The organism is Acinetobacter calcoaceticus DSM 30006 = CIP 81.8 (assembly GCF_000368965.1).
In the GTDB taxonomy this organism is placed as follows: domain Bacteria; phylum Pseudomonadota; class Gammaproteobacteria; order Pseudomonadales; family Moraxellaceae; genus Acinetobacter; species Acinetobacter calcoaceticus.
Window position 1 is genome coordinate 1,384,623 of sequence record NZ_KB849780.1, and the last position, 18,108, is coordinate 1,402,730.

The window sequence follows — 18,108 nt, forward strand, 5'->3', positions numbered from 1 at the left end:
TTTAGGCCAAAATCATCAAAAATTAAATTTTACAGAATTACATAATTTATAATAAAAAAAACATAAATAAATTTAGAAATCCCCTTCAATTGCCAATAATATCTTTAGACTTTTTATCAGAACGTAACATGCTCATTTTTTGGAAAATATTATGTATCTTATTACTAAGTCTAGGTGCTACAAGTATAGGTTTTGCGATTAGTAACATTGATCTTTTTCTTTTTTTTATAGGTTTGCTTTTATTAACCTCTTTTATCTTAGCTTTAAAACAAGCACGTGAGGATGCGGGTTTCTTTCCTGATCATTAAACTAATATAAGTTTTTGAGATATAGAATCAGCAATAAAATCATGATTGAATATGCGCTATAGTTTATAGAGTTGTCATCAAATTATGTCTAAAAATTCTTCAGACGCTGGAATTTTTTTATGGATGACTTACCAGACTATGCAAAAGATGGGCTTAGATGCAGCATCTATTTTTGCAAGTGTAAATTTGCCCAATCAACCACCCGATAAAAATATTCGTAGAGATAATTCTACCCAACAACGGTTTTGGACAGCCGCTGAAGAAATTAGCCAAGATCCTGATATTGGCTTACATGTAGGTAAGCAAATGCCCCCTTTCCGGGGTTTGGTCATTGAATATCTATTTTTGAGCAGCTCTACATTTGGTGAAGGATTGCAGCGCGCTATAAGATATCAAACCCTACTTACAGACGTATTTAGCCTTTCCTTAACCATTAATGAAGATCAAGCAATATTATCGGGCTTTGAGCATCCCGTAAGACATTATCTAGAATGTGGGATTGGTATTTTCCTTAATTTTTTTAAATATATTACTAATAATGAGTTCAGACCTAGTCATATTACTCTACCTTATCAACAAGGTGCCTCGGCTGAAACTTATCAAGAGATATGGGAATGCCCCGTCATTTTAGGCCAAACAAAAGGTGCTATAGTTTTTCCTAGTGTACTATTAAATAAGACCTCGCCAGCTGCTGAGCCAGAATTATTAAAAATCCATGAAACTCTTGCGGAACAACAGCTATTAACATTAGAAAAGCATCAACTCATTCATGCAATTGAACGTTTGCTTAGTAATGGATTACTTGAATCTGGGCAATTTGATCAAAAATTGATTGCAGAACAATTAAACCGCAACCCTCGTACTCTTCGCGCTGATTTACAAGCTATTAATACAAATTATGAAAAGATTCTAAATCAACATCGAGAAAAACTTGCCAGACGTTTGCTTGCTAATACACAAGAAACTATTGATCAAATTGTTTATTTAACCGGTTTTTCAGAGCCCTCTGCGTTCACACGTGCATTCAAACGATGGACCAATGAAACTCCAAGTGCTTATCGACAACGTAAACAAAAACAATCAAATTGATTCTAAAGGCAATTGTTCTACTGCCTATTAGGTCAAAGGGATAAAACGTTCTTCTTTTACAATGGCTTTAAATTGTAATTAAGAAGAAGTGACCATTATGCTTGGATTCCCTGTAGGTGTTTTTGTAGCAAATGGCTTGGAATGGTACTTTCATAAAGTTTGGCTGCATGAGTTTCCAAGCCAGTATCGTAATAGCCCATTTTTCACCCATATTGCACATCATAAACGTGCCCGTTTAAATGGCTTCCATGACGAAGGCTATGCCGAATCTATGCTTAAAAATGCTGAAATTTATAATGAAAAAACAGCCTTAATTGGATTAGCAGGTGCTGCTACCATTTTTTTACCTGTAGCTCCTTTTTTTACAGCTGGACTCTATTATGGTTTATGGAATTATTGGCGTGTGCATGCCCAGTCTCATTTAGATCCAGAATATGCAAAAAAACGTATTCCTTGGCATTATGATCACCATATGACAAGTAATCAGAATGCTAATTGGTGCGTTACCAGACCTTGGTTTGACTATATTATGGGAACAAGAGTAACCACCGAAGTATCTAAAACCGAAACTAATCCTTTAGGGATAAAATTACCTAAATGGGTAGAAAAACCTATTAATTCAGCTGCTAGACGTTTACTTGCTAAGTCTTTTGCCAAAATTGATTTAAACTCTCGTCAAGATCAATCTAATTTACGTGAAGGTATAGAAGTTAGTCTGACCTAGCGTATTGATCTAACTAAATTCAAAAGAAGCTGTGAAAAAATGGCAGCTTCTTTAAACAGACGTCTAAGAGTTAGCATTAACTAACCAAGTTTAAGTTCTAAAAGACTCGAAACAACTCACCAGAAAGTCCATCACTACACGTATTGCAGGACTATGTCGTAGATCTTCATGGGTTACCAACCAGATTTCAGCACTCATGGGGTGATCATCTTGCAATCTGACCAAGTTACTCAATGTACCTAAAAAATCAGGTAACACAGCTAACCCAGCTTCGCCACATGCTGCTCTCCACTGAAGTTCAGGATGATTTGTAACCATTACAGGTTCTTTATTGCCTAATCTTTCTTTTAACTTCTGCTGTTTTTGACCATGTACACCCCCGACCTCTACGCTGATCCATTCATAACTTTCGGAATCAGTTGAAGCTAAATAATTTGGAGCAGCATATATCCCAAAAGGAATTTCGCCTACTTTACGAGCAACTAAGTTTTCATCTTTAGGGCGTCCAAATCGTACAGCAATATCAGCCTCACTATGCTGCAAAGAAACATAATGAACATCACCGAGTACACGTAATTTTAATTGGGGATAATGACGATAAAACCTTCCCAAATGAGGCATGATAAGATGCGCAGCCGTTAAAGGAGGCATACTAATAGAAACACTACCCATCACTTCTTGCTGACCAGCCTGAGTTAAACGTTCAATAGAAAACGTTTCTTCCATCATACGAGCAACTACTTGTGCAAGACGTTCCCCATCTGGGGTAAGTATGTATGTGCGTGGTCTACGATCAACTAATTTGAGTTTTAAATTTTGTTCTAGTTGAGCAATTCTTCTGGATACAGTTGCATGGTCTACCCCCAACTTTCTTGCGGCAGCTGACAGTGACTTCTCTTCGGTAAAAACTGAAAAGTAATGTAAATTTTCCCAATCAATCATTGTGCAAATTTTCACATTAGAAGTGTATTAATACGGAATTGTACACCTTTATATAATTGCCCAGAATAAAACCTTTCTTAGTGGGAGCCTGTCGATGAACAGAACGGTGGCTTATGCCTATGCTGGTGTTGTATTAACAATGTTTTTTTGGGGATCAGCATTTAATGCAATGTCTTATATTATTCAACATATGCCTCCGCTATCTGCCGCATCTGAACGGTTTTCAATTGCAAGCCTAAGCTTACTTCTGATCTTTTCAATAACAGGCAAGCTAAGATGGGCAGCCTTAAGTCAAAATTTATTTATCTATCTTATTATTGGGGTTGTCGGCATTGCAGGATTCAACATAGGTTGTTTTTATGGCTTACAGACTACATCTGCTGTGAATGGTGCTTTAATTATGGCAACCACACCATTGATGACTCTATTAATGACAATTATTTTGGACGGTGAAAAACTTACCCCTAGTAAATTTTTAGGTGTTTTATTCGGCTTAAGTGGTGTGTTACTCGTCATTAGTCAGGGGCATATAACAACTTTACTTCACCTGAAAATAGACATTGGAGATCTATTTATATTATTAGGGGCTTTTGGATTTTGCTTAGCAAATGTTCTATCTCGCCACTATGTAAAAAATGCTACGCCTCTAGAAACAACGACTTTTTCTATGATGTTCGGGGCAATAACACTTGGCGTGTTAAGTATGATATTTGAAGATCCTCTTACAGCCATCACTTCTGCGCCTGTAAATGCACATCTGGCCATGGGTTATGTCATTATCTGCTCTACAATGATTGCTTATTTATTCTGGTTTAATGGCATACAAAAGTTAGGAGCCGGGCGTGCTTCCGTCTTTTTTAACTTTGTACCTGTATTTAGTATGCTCATCGCCCTACTTACAGGGCAATCTCTCAATATCTGGCAATTGATAGGAACAGCTTTAGTAATGCTTGGTGTAATGAGTAGCGGAGGTTTTTTTAAAATTAAAGGCACGCCTCTTATAGTAAAACATTGTACAAAATAGGAAATATGCTGCTACATTAAAAATCATATGTTTATCATGTAGCAGCACTCTTAAATACAAAATATAAAAATTATTTACTTAATAAACTCTTTAATTTTATAAATTTTATTTTTAAAAATATATTTTTACATTTTCAATTATTTATAACAAAAGCTCATCTTAATTATTGCGTTGTAACAAATAATATATGTTTCTTTAAAACTTAATAAAAGATTGCCATATATAGTTTTAAAACAATCTAAGGAGATATTAAAATGAAGCTGGATTTCACCACCATTGAAAAGCAAGCCCAATTGCTGCAAGAAGAGCAAGAAAAAATTGGACAACAAGATCATGATTTTCAAATCGCTTTAGATAAGCATAGAGAATCTTTAAAGAATTTATTTAAAGAGCTTTTTCATGATCAAGAAATTAAAACAGAAAATGGAGGCCACTGTTGTGTAACATTCGGAAATTTTAAAATTTCTTTATTAATTGAAACTGCTAAATTTGAGAATGGCGTTCCGGTAAAATTAAATTCAGTAAACCCTATTATTGTGAAATTTAAAAAAGACAAACCAGTTGCAAAAGCACAATTTACCGATGCAACTCAATATCTCGATAATCATTCAGAAGCTCCAAACTATCAGTATTATTATAAACAAGAAGATAAAACCCAACTCGTCCAATTTTCTGAACTTCCAACTTTTTTTCAAGCTATCTTAGACACGAATGTATAAAGTCAGGCCCTCAATAGAGGGCTTTTTTATATATTATTTTTCTATCATTTAAATCTATTAAAAAATAAAATCAGTCTAATTATTTTCTATTTATCTATGAAATATTTAAGCCACTTTTAGGTTCTACACCCTCAAAAAGTATTTGATTCTTTTTAAAATTACTTGTATATACATGTTTGTATTTGTTTGTACAAATGCAGACTTAATAAAAAATAGAATGGACTCTTAAAGAACAAGGAGAGTGTAATGGACTCATCGGCTGAGAAACGAAATAGTAGTTTTATTGAAAACCGAAGCATTGATTTTATTCCAGAGAATGAAAGACATGGCGGAGTGTTTGCTCAATTCACCCTCTGGTTTGGTGCCAATTTACAAATCACCGCCATTGTGACTGGTGCTCTAGCAGTTGTATTAGGTGGGGATGTTTTTTGGTCGATTATTGGTTTATTTGTGGGACAGTGTTTTGGTGCTGCTGTCATGGCTCTACACGCCGCTCAAGGTCCAAAACTTGGCCTTCCCCAAATGATTTCAAGTCGTGTCCAATTTGGGGTATATGGTGCGTGTATTCCAATCATACTCGTTTGTCTGATGTATCTGGGGTTTACTGCAACTGGTGAGGTACTCGCGGGTAAAGCAATTGCACATCTAGCACATGTTAGTAATACAACTGGCATCTTAATTTATGCTTGCTTTATTATCTTATTTGCAACGATTGGATATCGCTTAATTCATGTTGTAGGCAAAGTAGCCAGTATTATTGGCTTGATTGCTTTTGTTATTATTCTGACTCAAATTTTAGCTCTTTCTGATTTTTCTGAACTCTTAGCAGTACGTCATTTTAGTTGGTCTTCATTTTTGTTAGCAGTTTCACTTTCTGCTTCTTGGCAAATCTCTTTTGGACCTTATGTTGCAGACTACTCTCGTTATCTTCCAACTAAAACGTCTTCATCTCGCGTTTTCTGGGCCGTTGGCTTAGGTTCTTTAGTGGGTTCACAAATTTCTATGAGCTTAGGCGTTTTGATTGCTCAGGTTGCAAACGGGAATTTTGTTGGAAATGAGGTTCAATATGTGGTTGGCATGAACCCCATCGCCTTAGTTGTTACCTTCTTATATTTTAGTATTGCCTTTGGCAAAGTTACTCTGACGACCTTAAATGCTTACGGTAGTTTTATGTGTGTTGCTACGGTTTGGAACAGTTTTAAATCGACAAATCAAATCTCAAAAATAACAAGATTGCTCATTGTCCTTGCTATGGTTGTGATTTCGACCTTTATAGCAATTATTGGCGAGCACACTTTCTTAAGTGCTTTTAAAGCATTTATTTTGTTTTTACTTACTTTTTTTATTCCATGGAGCGCAATTAATCTGGTTGATTACTACTTTATCTCTAAAGAAGAATGTGATGTAGATGCGCTATATGACCCAAATGGTAAGTATGGTCGCTGGAATCGGATTGGGATTACTTGCTACTTTTTAGGTATTTTAATTCAACTACCATTCATTGATAGTAAATTCTATACAGGTCAAATCGCGGCAATGTTAGGAGGGATCGATTTATCATGGCTAGTAGGACTTATCTCTACAGCACTGATTTATTATATTTTCGCAAAAAAAGCTCAACTAAAGTTTGTAAAACAGTTACCTCTCGAACAAGTTAAGTAAAGCCCAAACATAAGATATCAAAGTATGACTTTGATATCTTATTGAAATTGATAAAAAGCTATTCTTGTAGTGCTTTACCCTGTGCTGAAATAGGTAACCCAAATAATTTATCAAAGCCCCAATTAAAGATAAAAGTATAGATGGGAATAATGATAATAAAGGCTACATCTAACCAAAAAGCAGCAATCAGAGAAATATCCATCCACCATGCAATAAGAGGAATCAAAAATAAAACTAAGGTAAGCTGAAAACCAATTGCATGACCAACCCTACGTGTGACTGTACGGATATTACTGCTTTGCCTAGCCTCCCACTTCTCATATAAAACATTGTAAATAAAATTCCAAGTTACAGCGATGGTCGTAATCATGACAGATAGAGGCCCCGTATGCTCCACACTATCACCGGCCAAGATAGCTAACCCTACTGATGAAATAATCATTCCGATCACCTCATAAGAAGAAACATATACGATTCGACGTTTTACACCTTGCATAATCAACAAACTCTGCTTAATTCTTTATATTTTAATTTCAGTTAAAATCATATATAAAGTTAATAGCTTTCAGTTTGACTGATATCAAAATGAATTTTAACAGTGAAAATATTGAACTCTTTATCACCGTACTGGATACGGGATCTTTCTCTGCGGCCGCTCGTAAACTAAATCGGGTCCCCTCAGCAGTCAGCATGGCCATTGCTAATTTAGAAGCAGAATTGGGTTATATCTTATTTGAACGGACTCCTCGAAAGGTCATTCCAACCTCTACAGCATTAGCTTTAGAGCCACAGGCTCGCATTATTTCTGAACAGCTTAGGCTATTCAGCACTCATGCCCATGAACTTTCTTTAGGGCTTGAAAGTAAATTACGTATTGGCGTTGTCTCTGATGTAAATACCAAATTATTATTCTATTCAATAAAAAAATTAGCCGATAAGTTCCCATTACTTAATATAGAAGTTATTACTGCCCCTCAAGATGACATCGTCAATTTACTTTATAAGGAAGAAATTAGTCTTTGCTTAGCAGGTTCAGACCTAAATATAAAAATGCGTGAAAATCTGCAATTGGTAATGACTGAAACAGTAGTTGCCACTATTTCGTCTAGTCATAGTCTTCTACAAGAAAAAACAAAGCCGTTTTCTATTGAAGAGTTAATCAATATTAGGCAAATTGTAGTAGCGAGTAGTGACCATGAAATGACAGATTCTCGTTCAATTATTGGTGCAATGTACTGGAAAACGAATAGTCTACAAACAGCAATTAATATGGTTGAAGCAGGACTCGGTTGGGGAAATTTCCCTTTATCATTAGTACAAGAAAAAATCGATCAAGGTCATTTAGTTCTTTTAAATTTTAAAAATACCAAAAATCATTTACCTCTATCCATTTATTTAATTTGGCTTCAAGACCGCCCATTATCTAAAGCGGCTCGAGAACTCATCCAAATTATTCAAGAAAATTTATAATTTTTTATACTTTAATTCCGAGTACATCTGATCTCTTTTTATAGTTTTACTTCAAATTAAATATGCTTGCTTTAAAGATTTACCCTATTGTTCAGCCCCTATTTCCGTCAATATTATACAAAGCAAGAAGCCTACTTAAAAAGCAGGCTTCTTACTGTATTTCAGGACTAAGCAATAGTTTTTTATTTTGGAAAAATACATTTATACTTTATTAAAACCTAGCATTTTAGTCAAGAATAAAATTAATAAAATACAATCATTTGTATTCCATGTGAAAGCAATCACACTTTAAGTTTTATATAGAAAACACATTAGAAAAAGAAAGAAATTTCAATGATAAAAATTTCGAACTTTTCCACTTAAAAGTTCTATGTTTTGAATAAAATGAGATAAAGCCCTTAATTTTAAAATAAGCTCACTTTTATTCATCTGTTTTTGTTTTTCATCTTTAAAGCTTTATTCATCCTATATATTAGATTATTTATTTTAAAAACTTTGACTCTCAATATTTTATAAGTAATTTTTCGATTATATCCAAACTTCCAAAAATTGAAGGAAAAGTCCTTTATAGGTTCTAAAAATAATTAATCCTAAATTTATAAATTGCATACGATACATACATGCACAAATCAGCTTGTGCTCTACTATTTTTTGGTAAACCTATCTAACTTAATCTTGTCAGTATTATTCAAATAATCTCCCACAACTTGGTTGTATTTCAAACAATATATATTTTAAAAGAATTAATAATTTGAATCGAAAAGACAATTAAGCCTCTACCACTATAAGTTGCTGACTGGAATAAGTTCTAATTGATCGATAAATAACTTAGTTCACTTTACTCGCGAAGTACTCATACGCTAGAATCACTATCGCTTGTAATATTTAACCAAAACAACACAATATTTTTTGGGCTACGATGTGCCTACTTTAGAAAATGACTTGTGTTTAATTAAAAAATTGATTAGTATTGCACGCACTGAAAAGCATTGAGATTAAAAGCTTTTCTTGCTTATAGGGCCTATAGCTCAGTTGGTTAGAGCAGCGGACTCATAATCCGTTGGTCCACAGTTCAAGTCTGTGTGGGCCCACCAAATACCAAACCTCATAAACTAAAAGTTTATGGGGTTTTTTAATATGTATTCAAATAGAATTTGGTTCACCGTTATAAACAATACTTAAAATTTAATTATCAAATTTTAAAATTTATTTTTATTCTCAAACTTCAACTTTTTTTAAATAAATTTTCCTTGTGCACTGAATATTTCTACTTCATCTATTAAGCAAAGATTTGTTTCCGCATAAGTTCGGAATGTTCTAATTGAATATCCCAGAACTTTTCCCATAAATCACAATACTCTAAGCATATCTTTTCAATATAGTTATAATCTTCTTCTGTACAAGCTTGCATCAAGACAAACCATAAGTCTTCTTCATGATCATCATCCGCGGCTTCGGCACTCTCATCCTCAGAAATACCATGTACATGATAATAACCACCACCCTCCACCTCCAAACCTACGGCTTTAGTTGCTTTACGTAAAGGTGGACTGTAAAGGATAACCTCTTCTTCAGCGACTGCTAATAAGGCTGAAACAGCTTTATAGTCATGATAAGCATTTTCTAAAAATACTCTAACTTGATCTGCAATGTCACTTGGTTGATAAGTCAGACGATCTTCTTCCGTAATACCGAAATCATTTAATACATCTTCAAATAAAGGATAGTGAGCATATTCTGGGTTTCCCTGATAATAACCATCTTTGTCTAAACCGGGTCGAAATCCAAACTCATCAAAAATATTTAGGCTTAAAAGAAAACGTGGAAACATTTTTGCGCCAGCATGCAATCTCGGCTCTAATTGTTTAGTTTGAAATTGGGCCATGAGCAGTGCATCAGTAAAAGTTTGTACAATTGCGTGACGATATTCTAAGTGAATTTTTTTTAAATTTTCTTTATTAATTTTTCCGTTATTTAAAATATCAATTGCTGGATGATTTGACACGGCATGGTTACCGATTTTTGCTCTTAAACGGGACAAAAAGTCTGAATTTTTTTCCCATAGTTCAGCTGAAATGCTTTGCTTCATCCCTGCGAGTGCTTTCTTTCTAGGATTATTAAAATTCTCAAATTTCTTAGGCATATCCACTCTCATTAAACTTATTGAAGCCTGATCGATTTTTACATATTTTATTATAAAAACAATGACTTAAATTAATATTTAAATATGTTCCTTTATCAATCAATATTAGAATTAAAATCGTACGAAATCAAATAGAAATTTTCAAAAAAACTTAGATAATGATAATCATTATCACAATATAAACTTGTATCCAATCCCTTTTTTTATTATGATAATTCATATTAAAATTTTAATTTTTTAGATTAAGTTATAATTAGTTCTAACTATATGGAATAGTAATGTCAAAAAAAGAAGATATTATAAATACTGCTTTAAATTTATTTAATCAGATTGGATACAATGCTACTGGTGTTGACCGTATTATTGCTGAATCTAACGTTGCAAAGATGACATTTTATAAATATTTTCCTTCGAAAGAAAATTTAATTATGGAATGTTTGCAACATCGAAATTTAAATATTCAAAATTCAATTAATGAACAACTAAGTTTACGTCAAGATGCTAACCCGCTTGAGAAAATTCATATTATTTTTAATTGGTATATTGAATGGATCAATAGTGAAACATTTAATGGATGTTTATTTAAAAAAGCATTTATTGAAGTATCTAAACAATATACTTCAATTCGTGAACCATTTTACAAATATACGAAGTGGTTGACTCATTTATTACAAGAACAGCTCACTCAATTAGGGATAGAAAACCCTACTCCACTTACTCACATCATTATTTCTATTATTGATGGGATGATTATTGATGGAACAACAGATAAAGCGCTTATTAACTCTGAAAAAATTTGGCAATATATTGAATATTTAATTAATGAAGAGATACCTCAGCAGGTCTCTTAATTTTAAAATTATCTAAGTTTATTAAGTTTAAAAGAAAAATAAAAAGAACTTTTTAAATCTTCTACAGCTTAGATAATCTTCATTTTTGATGCCACACTTTAGCTTTCATAATTTTTCTATGCTTTTTTACAAACTCATATTAGAATCCTGAAAATTTATCACCTTGCACTGATCTATGAAAAAATTTCTAGGTAACTCTATCTTTAAAGCTGCTGGTTGGACCTATAATGTAGATCCCGAAATTCTTGAGAAAAAACAAGTTATTATTGGCTTTGAACATACATCAAATCTAGATGCAGTGCTATCTATTGCTCTCTTCCAAATTTTAGATATCAAGATTCATACTTTAATAAAGAAAGAACTTTTTAAGGGTCCTCTTAAGCCAATTCTAGAAAAACTTGGTGGCATTCCCGTTGACCGCAAAGCGAGTAAAGATATTGTTTCTCAAATGGTTGAACAATTTCAAAATCATGAAACTTTTAACTTGGTGATTGCTCCTGAAGCTACTCGTGCCAAAGATGGCTCTGAACGTAAACCTATCCGTACAGGTTTTTGGCATATTGCCAAAGCAGCTAATGTTCCCATTGTACTCATGTATGCTAACGCGCGAAGTAAACAAGGCGGAATTCTAGGAAAAATTTACCCAACAGACTTACAAAAAGATTTGGAAACAATTAAAGAGCTATATGCGAAATTTGACATAGACGTCAAAATTAACTAAATCAAATTGGACTTGATTCGGCCTAATCTTACTCATTAGGTCTTAAGTTTATTATTCTTATTCAATTGGCTAACAAAACGCAGGGCAACAGTTTTCAACAAAACCAAGCCTATACTAATATTCCAGCACTTTTGCATTTTCTTTTTTGGAGTTCACGTCCATGGCGGGTCATTCTAAATGGGCCAATATTAAGCATCGTAAAGCGAAACAAGATGCAAGTCGCGGTAAAGTTTTTACTAAATATATTCGTGAAATTGTGACTGCTGCCAGACTTGGCGGTGGAGATGCTGCTAGCAACCCTCGTCTGCGTGCAGTAGTTGAAAAAGCTCTTTCAGTTAATATGACACGTGACACCATCAACCGTGCAATCCAACGTGGTGCCGGTGGTGAAGATAATGATGATTTAAAAGAAGTAACTTACGAAGGTTATGGTGTTGGCGGTGTTGCTGTTCTTGTTGAAACAATGACAGATAACTTGAACCGCACAGTGCCAGATGTACGCCACTGTTTTAGTAAAACAAATGGTAACTTAGGTACAGCAGGTTCTGTAGCTTATCTATTTACTAAACGTGGTGAAATTACTTTTGAAGATGTTTCTTTAGAAGACAAAATCATGGAAGTTGCTTTAGAAGCTGGCGCTGAAGATATTGAAATTTCTGAAGATGAAATTTTGGTAATCACCTCACCAGAAACTTTTGGTGAAGTTCAAGATGCTCTGACTGCTGCTGGTTTAAAATCTGACAATGCAGAAGTGGTTATGAGTCCATCAACCAAAGCTGAAATTACTGATGTCGACCAAGCAAAACAAATTCTTAAAATGATTGATATGTTTGAAGATCTCGATGATGTACAAAACGTTTATACCAACGTTGAGTTCACAGATGAGGTTTTGGCTCAACTTGATGCCTAAATCAAACATTTGAATTAAAAAAACGCACCTAATGGTGCGTTTTTTTATAGTTTATTTAATAGGTTATAGCAGTTAAAAACATTATATTTTTTAATAACAAAGCTGGAATGCAAAGCAACCACATTGTCAATTTTTCCAATACGTCTTAATAAAATTTCACTGTAGTCATCCATGTTGCGTGCTACAAGTTCCAAAATAAAATCGGCACTTTGCCCCGTCACTAGAAATGCATTGGTCACTTCTGGAATTGCTTCTATTTCAGAAAGAAACTTGTCAAATGTTTCAGTGTCATGCTTACTCAATGAAACTTGCAATAAGATGTGCAAGGTAAAGCCGAGTTTACTAAAATTAATTTCCCTTTTGAGCTGCCCCATAACGTTGGCTTCAATCAGGTGTTTAATCCGGCGATGCACAGAACTGACTGACAGATTGATCCGTTCTGAAAGTTCATTCAAATTTAAGTCTTCATGAGACAAAATTTCTAGAATTTGTTTATCAAAACGATCTAACTCCATCCCTATCTCCAGCCAGAATTTACAATGAGGACAGTATACCCTATACAACTGCGACGCATTGAAAAATACAAAGGTTTAAAAATAGCTAAAACATTTATTTCTTTTACATATTTTATTGCAGTTATGCATTTTAACCGTGCAAATAGTCGAGCATATGACTCATTTTAGAGAGTCAATTTCATGCTCTCATTTATTTTTTTCAATGAAAGGTCTTATTTACACTTCTATTTTGACATAAGCCAATGATAATAATATAAATTTTACTATTTTTATAAATTCTTAAAGTTGGCATTATTATTGTTATGTATTTGCAGGAAAATTTTTATCCATGTCGGGGAATTCCTGTGAATAAGATCAAAACACTAGTGCTAGCAATGAGTTCTTTAGGTGTAATTAGCGTGACGATGCCTGTGCATGCAGCTACAGATGCTGAAGTTAATACGTTACGTGATGAGGTAAAGGAATTAAAACAACTTGTTCAGAAACTATCTGATCAACAAAAAACAGCTTTATCGGTCAGTGCTCCACCAGCACCTCCCGCAACACCTGCGGCTTCGACCTCTCCTGTATCAAAACCAGGTTGGATGGCAATGACGGATGGCCAAACCCAAGTCAAGCTTTATGGTAGTGTCCGCGCAGATGCAACCTATGACTTTAAAGGTTCAAATGGTAGCATTTCAAATGGCGCCAACTACCCTTTAAATAAAGATGACCCAAGACAAGATTCGTTAAATGTATCTGCTGCAACTTCACGAATTGGCCTAGATATTACTCGTCCAACTCAATATGGAGATTTAACAGGTAAAATTGAAGCCGATTTCATGGGTGGAAATGGCGATAATGGCAATGGAACCTTCCGTGTTCGTCATGCTTATATGTCTTTAGGTAAATGGTTAGCAGGTCAAACAACTTCACCTTTTGTAAATACAGATACATCGCCAGAAACACTAGATTTCACTGGAGCTGTTGGTACAGGCACTACGCGTACAGTACAAGTTAGGTACACTCAGCCAATTAATGCCCAACAGAAAATATTAGTTGCCTTAGAAGGTGGTGATGTTGAAAAAGTGAGTAATGCTGCTGGTGGGAGCCGTTTTCCTGCTTTAACAGCACGATATGATTTCAAAACTGCAGATAATAAAGGCCTATTACAGTTACATGGTCTTGCACATGAAAACCGTGTAGCACCGAAAGATAGCGCTTCTGAAGAAAAATTTGGTTGGGGTGTAGGCGTTGGAGGTAAATATGATTTAACTCCTCAAGATAGCTTGGTTGCTAACTACTATCATGTAAAAGGAGACGGTCGCTATTTATCTTATAGCAATTCTGCTTATGCCTATGACACAACAACACAAGATATTAATTTAGGTGAATTCGATAGTGCGGTTATTGGCTATCAACGAAAATGGAGCCCTATCCTCCGCTCTACTTTTGCAATAGGCGGTATTCAATATAAAGATGATAGCATTTACGCAAATAGCAATTTAACCAGTACCAGTTATAACAAAGAAATTTATAATGCCTTGGTCAATTTAATCTGGAATCCAGTTAAAAGTATTGATTTAGGTGCAGAATATACTTATGGCCAACGAGAAACTTTCGCAGGTGATAAGGGTGATTACTCGCGTATCAATTTATTAGCAAAATATAGTTTCTAAAAATTGGATGTAAAAAAAGAGCCTTTCAAAAGGCTCTTTTTTTATTAGCGGTATTAATGCATGGCTTGAATTTTTTCTAAGAAAAGCTTCGCACGTTCGTGGCGAGCATCTAAATTATCAAAAAATTCATGCGTTGGGCAGTCTTCTAAAATCTTACCTTCATCCATAAAAATTAAACGGTTAGATACTCTTTTAGCAAAACCCATTTCATGTGTAACACACATCATGGTCATGCCTTCATGTGCAAGCTGCACCATCACTTCAAGTACTTCACCTACCATTTCTGGATCAAGTGCAGAAGTTGGTTCATCAAACAACATACAGATTGGGTCCATAGACAAGCCACGCGCAATCGCTACACGTTGTTGCTGTCCACCAGACAATTGACCCGGAAACTTATCTTTATGCGCAAGCAAACCTACACGTTCTAAATATTTCAGACCTTTTGCACGAGCATCGGCAACTGAACGCTTTAACACTTTAACTTGAGCAATTGTTAAATTTTCCAAAACAGTCATGTGTGGAAAAAGTTCAAAGTGCTGAAAGACCATTCCCACCCGTGAACGGAATTTAGCAAGATCCGTTTTTGAATCTTTCAGAGAAACTCCATCAACAATAATGTCGCCTTGTTGAAATGGTTCTAACGCATTTACTGTTTTAATGAGTGTTGATTTTCCTGAACCAGATGGTCCGCAAACAACAACGACATCACCTTTTTCAATACTCGTCGTGCAATCTGTTAAAACCTGAAAATCACCATACCATTTAGAGATATGTTGGATGTCTATCATTGGCATTTAAAATCTCCAATTAGCGAATGATGGCAATTTTTTGCTGTAAGCGTTTGACTAATTGCGACAGCACAAACGAACTACAGAAGTACACTACAGCGACGATTAAATAGAATGTTGCTTTCGTTTCAGGACCATAAGTATTCGCCAATGTATCTGCACGACCTAAAAAGTCTGGTGCACTAATTACATAAACTAATGAGATATCCTGAAATAAAATAATTGTTTGAGTTAACAATACTGGGAGCATGTTACGAAAGGCTTGAGGTAAAACCACGTAGCGCATTGATTGTCCATAGGTAAAACCTAGCGCATAACCAGCATTTACCTGACCTCTTGAAATAGACTGAATGCCTGAACGTACAATTTCCGAGAAAAATGCAGCCTCAAAAATAGCAAAAGTCACAACACTCGAAAACAACGGTCCCCAATATGTATCAGATTGAAACTCAAATATTTTCGGCAACAAAAAGTAGAAAATAAAGATTACCTGAATCAATGGAATGCCACGAAACAGATCGACATAAAATTTTGCGAAATTACTTGCGATAGCATTGCTAGACAAACGCATCATTGCCAATGGGGTTCCGATCAGGATACCGCCCAGCATCGCCAATACAGTCACAGTAAGGGTAAAAACGAAACCTTCTTTGAGTGCCGCGATCACATCAGGATTCTGTAATAAAGAAAAATCCATAATTACTTCCCTCCCGAACCTAAGCCAGGTACAGCCATTCTTTTCTCAATCCATGCCATTACAAATTTAATGCTATAAGTAATGATCAAATAAACAGGTGTAGAGAGAATAAGAATAATGATGTCCTGAGAAGTTTCTTCCCGCATGGTTTTTGTATAAGCGAAGAAGTTCAAAACACTCAACGCATATAAAACAGCCGAGTTTTTGAAAACGTTCATTGCTTCAGAAGTAATCGTGGGCCACACAGTACGATATGCAACAGGTAAAATGACATAACGATAGCTTTGTGCAGTGGTAAAACCTACTGCGGAAGCTGCAAATTTTTGTCCTGTTGAAACAGTATTAATACCAGCACGTATGTGCTCAGATACACGCGCAGCTGTGTAGAGACCTAATGCAAAAACACCAACAACCGCAGGCTGCTGATTTAAAAGATTTTTCCACCATCCACCAGCAACAACATCCCCACTGCCTGCACTTATGCTGTCTGGCAAAAATTCAGGAAAAACAAATGCCCAGAAGAATAGCTGCACAATAAGTGGAATATTACGGAAGATTTCAACGTAACAATTGCCAATAAATGCGAGAGGTTTGTTGGGTAATGTACGAATTACCCCTAGGAGAGAACCTAATAAAAATGCGATAAGAAAGGCTATAATAGCTGTCCAAACCATAGTAAAGACGCCTGAACCTAACATTTGTAACCATGTGGGCGCTTCAGCATGAGCATTGTAGCTTGAGCTACCAATTACTCTACAGACTGATTCTGCCCATGCGGCTTTATCGACACCATATTCATTAGACTCCGCACAGAATATAGTCCAGTTTAGCGAGCCGACTGACATGTTTGCCCCTTAAATGAATATCTTTAGGAAAATAGACCGCTTAAGCAAGTGAGATTTCACTTGCTTAAGTAAATTTAGGACAAAAAGATCTTGTTAGATCCCTGCATCTGTTGGGCGAGCTTTTAATTTTTTATAAGATGAACTTTGTGGCATGTTCAAATTTGTATTTTTTGGTGGAATTGGCGACAAGAACCACTTCTTATATAAAGCGTCCATTTGACCAGTTTTCCATAGATTATTTACAGTACGGTCAGCAATCGCTTTAAATTTTGTATCACCTTTAGCAAGCATAATGCCATAAGGCTCTGATGAAAGTACTGGACCAACAATTGCGAAAGCTTTAGGTGTAGAAGACTTGGCAACTAAGCCAGCTAAAATATTATCATCCATGACAAATGCAGCAGCACGGCCTGATGCCATCATTGCAAAAGAGTCAGAGTGATCTTTACCATAGATATTTTGGATAGTAAGTGCTTGGCCTTTTTCATTCATCTTGATGTATTTATCAGATGTTGTACCTTGAGTTGTTACAACAGCTTTACCGTTTAAATCTGCCAAACTCTTAATGCCAGAATTCGCTTTAACTGCCATACGTACTTCAGTCGCATAATAGTTTGTTGAGAAACCAACTTGCTCCTGACGTTGCTTAGAGTTTGTGGTCGTACCACATTCCATATCGATATTGCCTGCTAAAAGTTCAGGAATACGAGTTGATGAAGTTACTGCCTTGTACTCAACTTTTAGCCCAGGCATTTTCAATTCTTTTTTAATGTCATTTGCAAACTGGTTACAGATATCGACTGCATAACCTACTGGTTTACCTGCAACAACATATGAAATTGGGTCAGAAGATTCTCGGTGGCCAATGACGATTTTTCCGCTGCTTTTAATTTTAGCTAATGTATCTGCTGCCTGAATTTGAGAAGTAGCACCAACCGTACAAAGCATAAATGTTGAAATAATGAGAGAGGTTGCAGAACGTTTCATAAGAACTCCTTGATGATCATTATCTCTATTTATCTATAGAATCATTCATATA

At 35.2% G+C, this 18,108-nt stretch carries 19 protein-coding genes and 1 tRNA gene; 12 read left to right on the forward strand and 8 right to left on the reverse strand.

Annotated features, from left to right (window positions below):
* Window positions 1–128: 128 nt before the first annotated feature.
* The 3 genes from F936_RS11520 to F936_RS11530 all read left to right on the forward strand — a co-directional run bounded on the left by F936_RS11520 (window position 129) and on the right by F936_RS11530 (window position 2,121).
* On the forward strand, window positions 129–308 hold the full coding sequence (locus F936_RS11520) for a hypothetical protein (RefSeq protein ID WP_003651366.1): 180 nt from the start codon (window positions 129–131) through the stop codon (window positions 306–308).
* Between the two features lie 84 nt (window positions 309–392).
* Window positions 393–1,397 (forward strand): AraC family transcriptional regulator, encoded by a 1,005-nt coding sequence (locus F936_RS11525; RefSeq protein WP_005047511.1) that lies wholly within the window; start codon window positions 393–395, stop codon window positions 1,395–1,397.
* A 97-nt stretch (window positions 1,398–1,494) separates the two neighbouring features.
* Window positions 1,495–2,121 (forward strand): sterol desaturase family protein, encoded by a 627-nt coding sequence (locus F936_RS11530; RefSeq protein ID WP_004642570.1) that lies wholly within the window; start codon window positions 1,495–1,497, stop codon window positions 2,119–2,121.
* 90 nt (window positions 2,122–2,211) lie between these two features.
* Here F936_RS11530 and F936_RS11535 read toward each other — a convergent pair whose 3' ends face one another.
* Complete coding sequence (locus tag F936_RS11535) at window positions 2,212–3,063, reverse strand: LysR family transcriptional regulator (RefSeq protein WP_005047512.1); 852 nt, start codon at window positions 3,061–3,063, stop codon at window positions 2,212–2,214.
* 94 nt (window positions 3,064–3,157) lie between these two features.
* On the opposite strand from F936_RS11535, the gene F936_RS11540 reads away from it, so the two are divergent.
* The 3 genes from F936_RS11540 (at window position 3,158) to F936_RS11550 (ending at window position 6,468) form a co-directional block, all read left to right on the forward strand.
* Window positions 3,158–4,087 carry a DMT family transporter gene (locus tag F936_RS11540; RefSeq protein ID WP_005047513.1) on the forward strand — a complete coding sequence of 310 codons (930 nt, stop codon included), beginning with the start codon at window positions 3,158–3,160 and terminating at the stop codon, window positions 4,085–4,087.
* 254 nt (window positions 4,088–4,341) lie between these two features.
* On the forward strand, window positions 4,342–4,806 hold the full coding sequence (locus tag F936_RS11545; protein ID WP_003651360.1) for a hypothetical protein: 465 nt from the start codon (window positions 4,342–4,344) through the stop codon (window positions 4,804–4,806).
* Window positions 4,807–5,052: 246 nt separating this feature from the next.
* The gene (locus F936_RS11550) at window positions 5,053–6,468 is read left to right on the forward strand and encodes a purine-cytosine permease family protein (RefSeq protein ID WP_005047515.1); all 1,416 of its coding nucleotides are present in this window, start codon (window positions 5,053–5,055) and stop codon (window positions 6,466–6,468) included.
* 58 nt (window positions 6,469–6,526) lie between these two features.
* Here the strand turns inward: F936_RS11550 and F936_RS11555 are convergent, their stop codons facing one another.
* Window positions 6,527–6,964, reverse strand: coding sequence for a PACE efflux transporter (locus tag F936_RS11555; protein WP_005047516.1), 438 nt, complete (start codon window positions 6,962–6,964; stop codon window positions 6,527–6,529).
* A gap of 89 nt (window positions 6,965–7,053) precedes the next feature.
* Here F936_RS11555 and F936_RS11560 point away from each other — a divergent pair, with 89 nt between their 5' ends.
* Together F936_RS11560 and F936_RS11565 are read left to right on the forward strand one after the other, a co-directional pair.
* Complete coding sequence (locus F936_RS11560) at window positions 7,054–7,938, forward strand: LysR family transcriptional regulator (protein WP_005047517.1); 885 nt, start codon at window positions 7,054–7,056, stop codon at window positions 7,936–7,938.
* A 1,017-nt stretch (window positions 7,939–8,955) separates the two neighbouring features.
* A tRNA-Ile gene (locus F936_RS11565) sits at window positions 8,956–9,032 on the forward strand.
* A 185-nt stretch (window positions 9,033–9,217) separates the two neighbouring features.
* Here F936_RS11565 and F936_RS11570 read toward each other — a convergent pair.
* The gene (locus F936_RS11570) at window positions 9,218–10,081 is read right to left on the reverse strand and encodes a heme oxygenase-like domain-containing protein (RefSeq protein ID WP_005047519.1); all 864 of its coding nucleotides are present in this window, start codon (window positions 10,079–10,081) and stop codon (window positions 9,218–9,220) included.
* A gap of 278 nt (window positions 10,082–10,359) precedes the next feature.
* Between F936_RS11570 and F936_RS11575 the strand changes: the two genes are divergently transcribed.
* The 3 genes from F936_RS11575 (at window position 10,360) to F936_RS11585 (ending at window position 12,563) form a co-directional block, all read left to right on the forward strand.
* A complete protein-coding gene (locus F936_RS11575) occupies window positions 10,360–10,932 on the forward strand; it encodes a TetR/AcrR family transcriptional regulator (protein ID WP_005047520.1) in 573 nt (190 codons plus the stop codon).
* Between the two features lie 175 nt (window positions 10,933–11,107).
* Window positions 11,108–11,653, forward strand: coding sequence for a 1-acyl-sn-glycerol-3-phosphate acyltransferase (locus tag F936_RS11580; protein ID WP_005047522.1), 546 nt, complete (start codon window positions 11,108–11,110; stop codon window positions 11,651–11,653).
* Window positions 11,654–11,813: 160 nt separating this feature from the next.
* Window positions 11,814–12,563 (forward strand): YebC/PmpR family DNA-binding transcriptional regulator, encoded by a 750-nt coding sequence (locus F936_RS11585; protein WP_003651352.1) that lies wholly within the window; start codon window positions 11,814–11,816, stop codon window positions 12,561–12,563.
* Between the two features lie 44 nt (window positions 12,564–12,607).
* Here the strand turns inward: F936_RS11585 and F936_RS11590 are convergent, their stop codons facing one another.
* Window positions 12,608–13,078: an Lrp/AsnC family transcriptional regulator gene (locus tag F936_RS11590; RefSeq protein WP_004642558.1), complete on the reverse strand. Its 471-nt coding sequence runs from the start codon at window positions 13,076–13,078 to the stop codon at window positions 12,608–12,610.
* 344 nt (window positions 13,079–13,422) lie between these two features.
* Here F936_RS11590 and F936_RS11595 point away from each other — a divergent pair, with 344 nt between their 5' ends.
* Window positions 13,423–14,736 (forward strand): DcaP family trimeric outer membrane transporter, encoded by a 1,314-nt coding sequence (locus F936_RS11595; protein ID WP_026055663.1) that lies wholly within the window; start codon window positions 13,423–13,425, stop codon window positions 14,734–14,736.
* 53 nt (window positions 14,737–14,789) lie between these two features.
* Here the strand turns inward: F936_RS11595 and F936_RS11600 are convergent, their stop codons facing one another.
* The 4 genes from F936_RS11600 to F936_RS11615 all read right to left on the reverse strand — a co-directional run bounded on the left by F936_RS11600 (window position 14,790) and on the right by F936_RS11615 (window position 18,056).
* Window positions 14,790–15,533 (reverse strand): amino acid ABC transporter ATP-binding protein, encoded by a 744-nt coding sequence (locus F936_RS11600; RefSeq protein WP_003651348.1) that lies wholly within the window; start codon window positions 15,531–15,533, stop codon window positions 14,790–14,792.
* A 13-nt stretch (window positions 15,534–15,546) separates the two neighbouring features.
* Window positions 15,547–16,224 carry an amino acid ABC transporter permease gene (locus F936_RS11605; protein ID WP_005047524.1) on the reverse strand — a complete coding sequence of 226 codons (678 nt, stop codon included), beginning with the start codon at window positions 16,222–16,224 and terminating at the stop codon, window positions 15,547–15,549.
* A gap of 2 nt (window positions 16,225–16,226) precedes the next feature.
* Window positions 16,227–17,069, reverse strand: a complete 843-nt coding sequence (locus F936_RS11610) for an amino acid ABC transporter permease (protein WP_003651344.1) — start codon at window positions 17,067–17,069, stop codon at window positions 16,227–16,229.
* Between the two features lie 93 nt (window positions 17,070–17,162).
* Window positions 17,163–18,056, reverse strand: coding sequence for an amino acid ABC transporter substrate-binding protein (locus tag F936_RS11615; RefSeq protein ID WP_003651343.1), 894 nt, complete (start codon window positions 18,054–18,056; stop codon window positions 17,163–17,165).
* Window positions 18,057–18,108: the final 52 nt, after the last annotated feature.

What these genes read in the sequence shown, in the direction of transcription:
- F936_RS11520 (WP_003651366.1), top strand. Translation starts at nt 129, where the DNA reads ATGCTCATTTTTTGGAAAATATTATGTATCTTATTACTAAGTCTAGGT.
- F936_RS11585 (WP_003651352.1), top strand. Translation starts at nt 11,814, where the DNA reads ATGGCGGGTCATTCTAAATGGGCCAATATTAAGCATCGTAAAGCGAAA.
- F936_RS11560 (WP_005047517.1), top strand. Translation starts at nt 7,054, where the DNA reads ATGAATTTTAACAGTGAAAATATTGAACTCTTTATCACCGTACTGGAT.
- F936_RS11610 (WP_003651344.1), bottom strand. Translation starts at nt 17,069, where the DNA reads ATGTCAGTCGGCTCGCTAAACTGGACTATATTCTGTGCGGAGTCTAAT.
- F936_RS11590 (WP_004642558.1), bottom strand. Translation starts at nt 13,078, where the DNA reads ATGGAGTTAGATCGTTTTGATAAACAAATTCTAGAAATTTTGTCTCAT.
- F936_RS11600 (WP_003651348.1), bottom strand. Translation starts at nt 15,533, where the DNA reads ATGCCAATGATAGACATCCAACATATCTCTAAATGGTATGGTGATTTT.
- F936_RS11555 (WP_005047516.1), bottom strand. Translation starts at nt 6,964, where the DNA reads ATGCAAGGTGTAAAACGTCGAATCGTATATGTTTCTTCTTATGAGGTG.
- F936_RS11605 (WP_005047524.1), bottom strand. Translation starts at nt 16,224, where the DNA reads ATGGATTTTTCTTTATTACAGAATCCTGATGTGATCGCGGCACTCAAA.
- F936_RS11525 (WP_005047511.1), top strand. Translation starts at nt 393, where the DNA reads ATGTCTAAAAATTCTTCAGACGCTGGAATTTTTTTATGGATGACTTAC.
- F936_RS11530 (WP_004642570.1), top strand. Translation starts at nt 1,495, where the DNA reads ATGCTTGGATTCCCTGTAGGTGTTTTTGTAGCAAATGGCTTGGAATGG.
- F936_RS11570 (WP_005047519.1), bottom strand. Translation starts at nt 10,081, where the DNA reads ATGCCTAAGAAATTTGAGAATTTTAATAATCCTAGAAAGAAAGCACTC.
- F936_RS11615 (WP_003651343.1), bottom strand. Translation starts at nt 18,056, where the DNA reads ATGAAACGTTCTGCAACCTCTCTCATTATTTCAACATTTATGCTTTGT.
- F936_RS11550 (WP_005047515.1), top strand. Translation starts at nt 5,053, where the DNA reads ATGGACTCATCGGCTGAGAAACGAAATAGTAGTTTTATTGAAAACCGA.
- F936_RS11580 (WP_005047522.1), top strand. Translation starts at nt 11,108, where the DNA reads ATGAAAAAATTTCTAGGTAACTCTATCTTTAAAGCTGCTGGTTGGACC.
- F936_RS11540 (WP_005047513.1), top strand. Translation starts at nt 3,158, where the DNA reads ATGAACAGAACGGTGGCTTATGCCTATGCTGGTGTTGTATTAACAATG.
- F936_RS11535 (WP_005047512.1), bottom strand. Translation starts at nt 3,063, where the DNA reads ATGATTGATTGGGAAAATTTACATTACTTTTCAGTTTTTACCGAAGAG.
- F936_RS11575 (WP_005047520.1), top strand. Translation starts at nt 10,360, where the DNA reads ATGTCAAAAAAAGAAGATATTATAAATACTGCTTTAAATTTATTTAAT.
- F936_RS11545 (WP_003651360.1), top strand. Translation starts at nt 4,342, where the DNA reads ATGAAGCTGGATTTCACCACCATTGAAAAGCAAGCCCAATTGCTGCAA.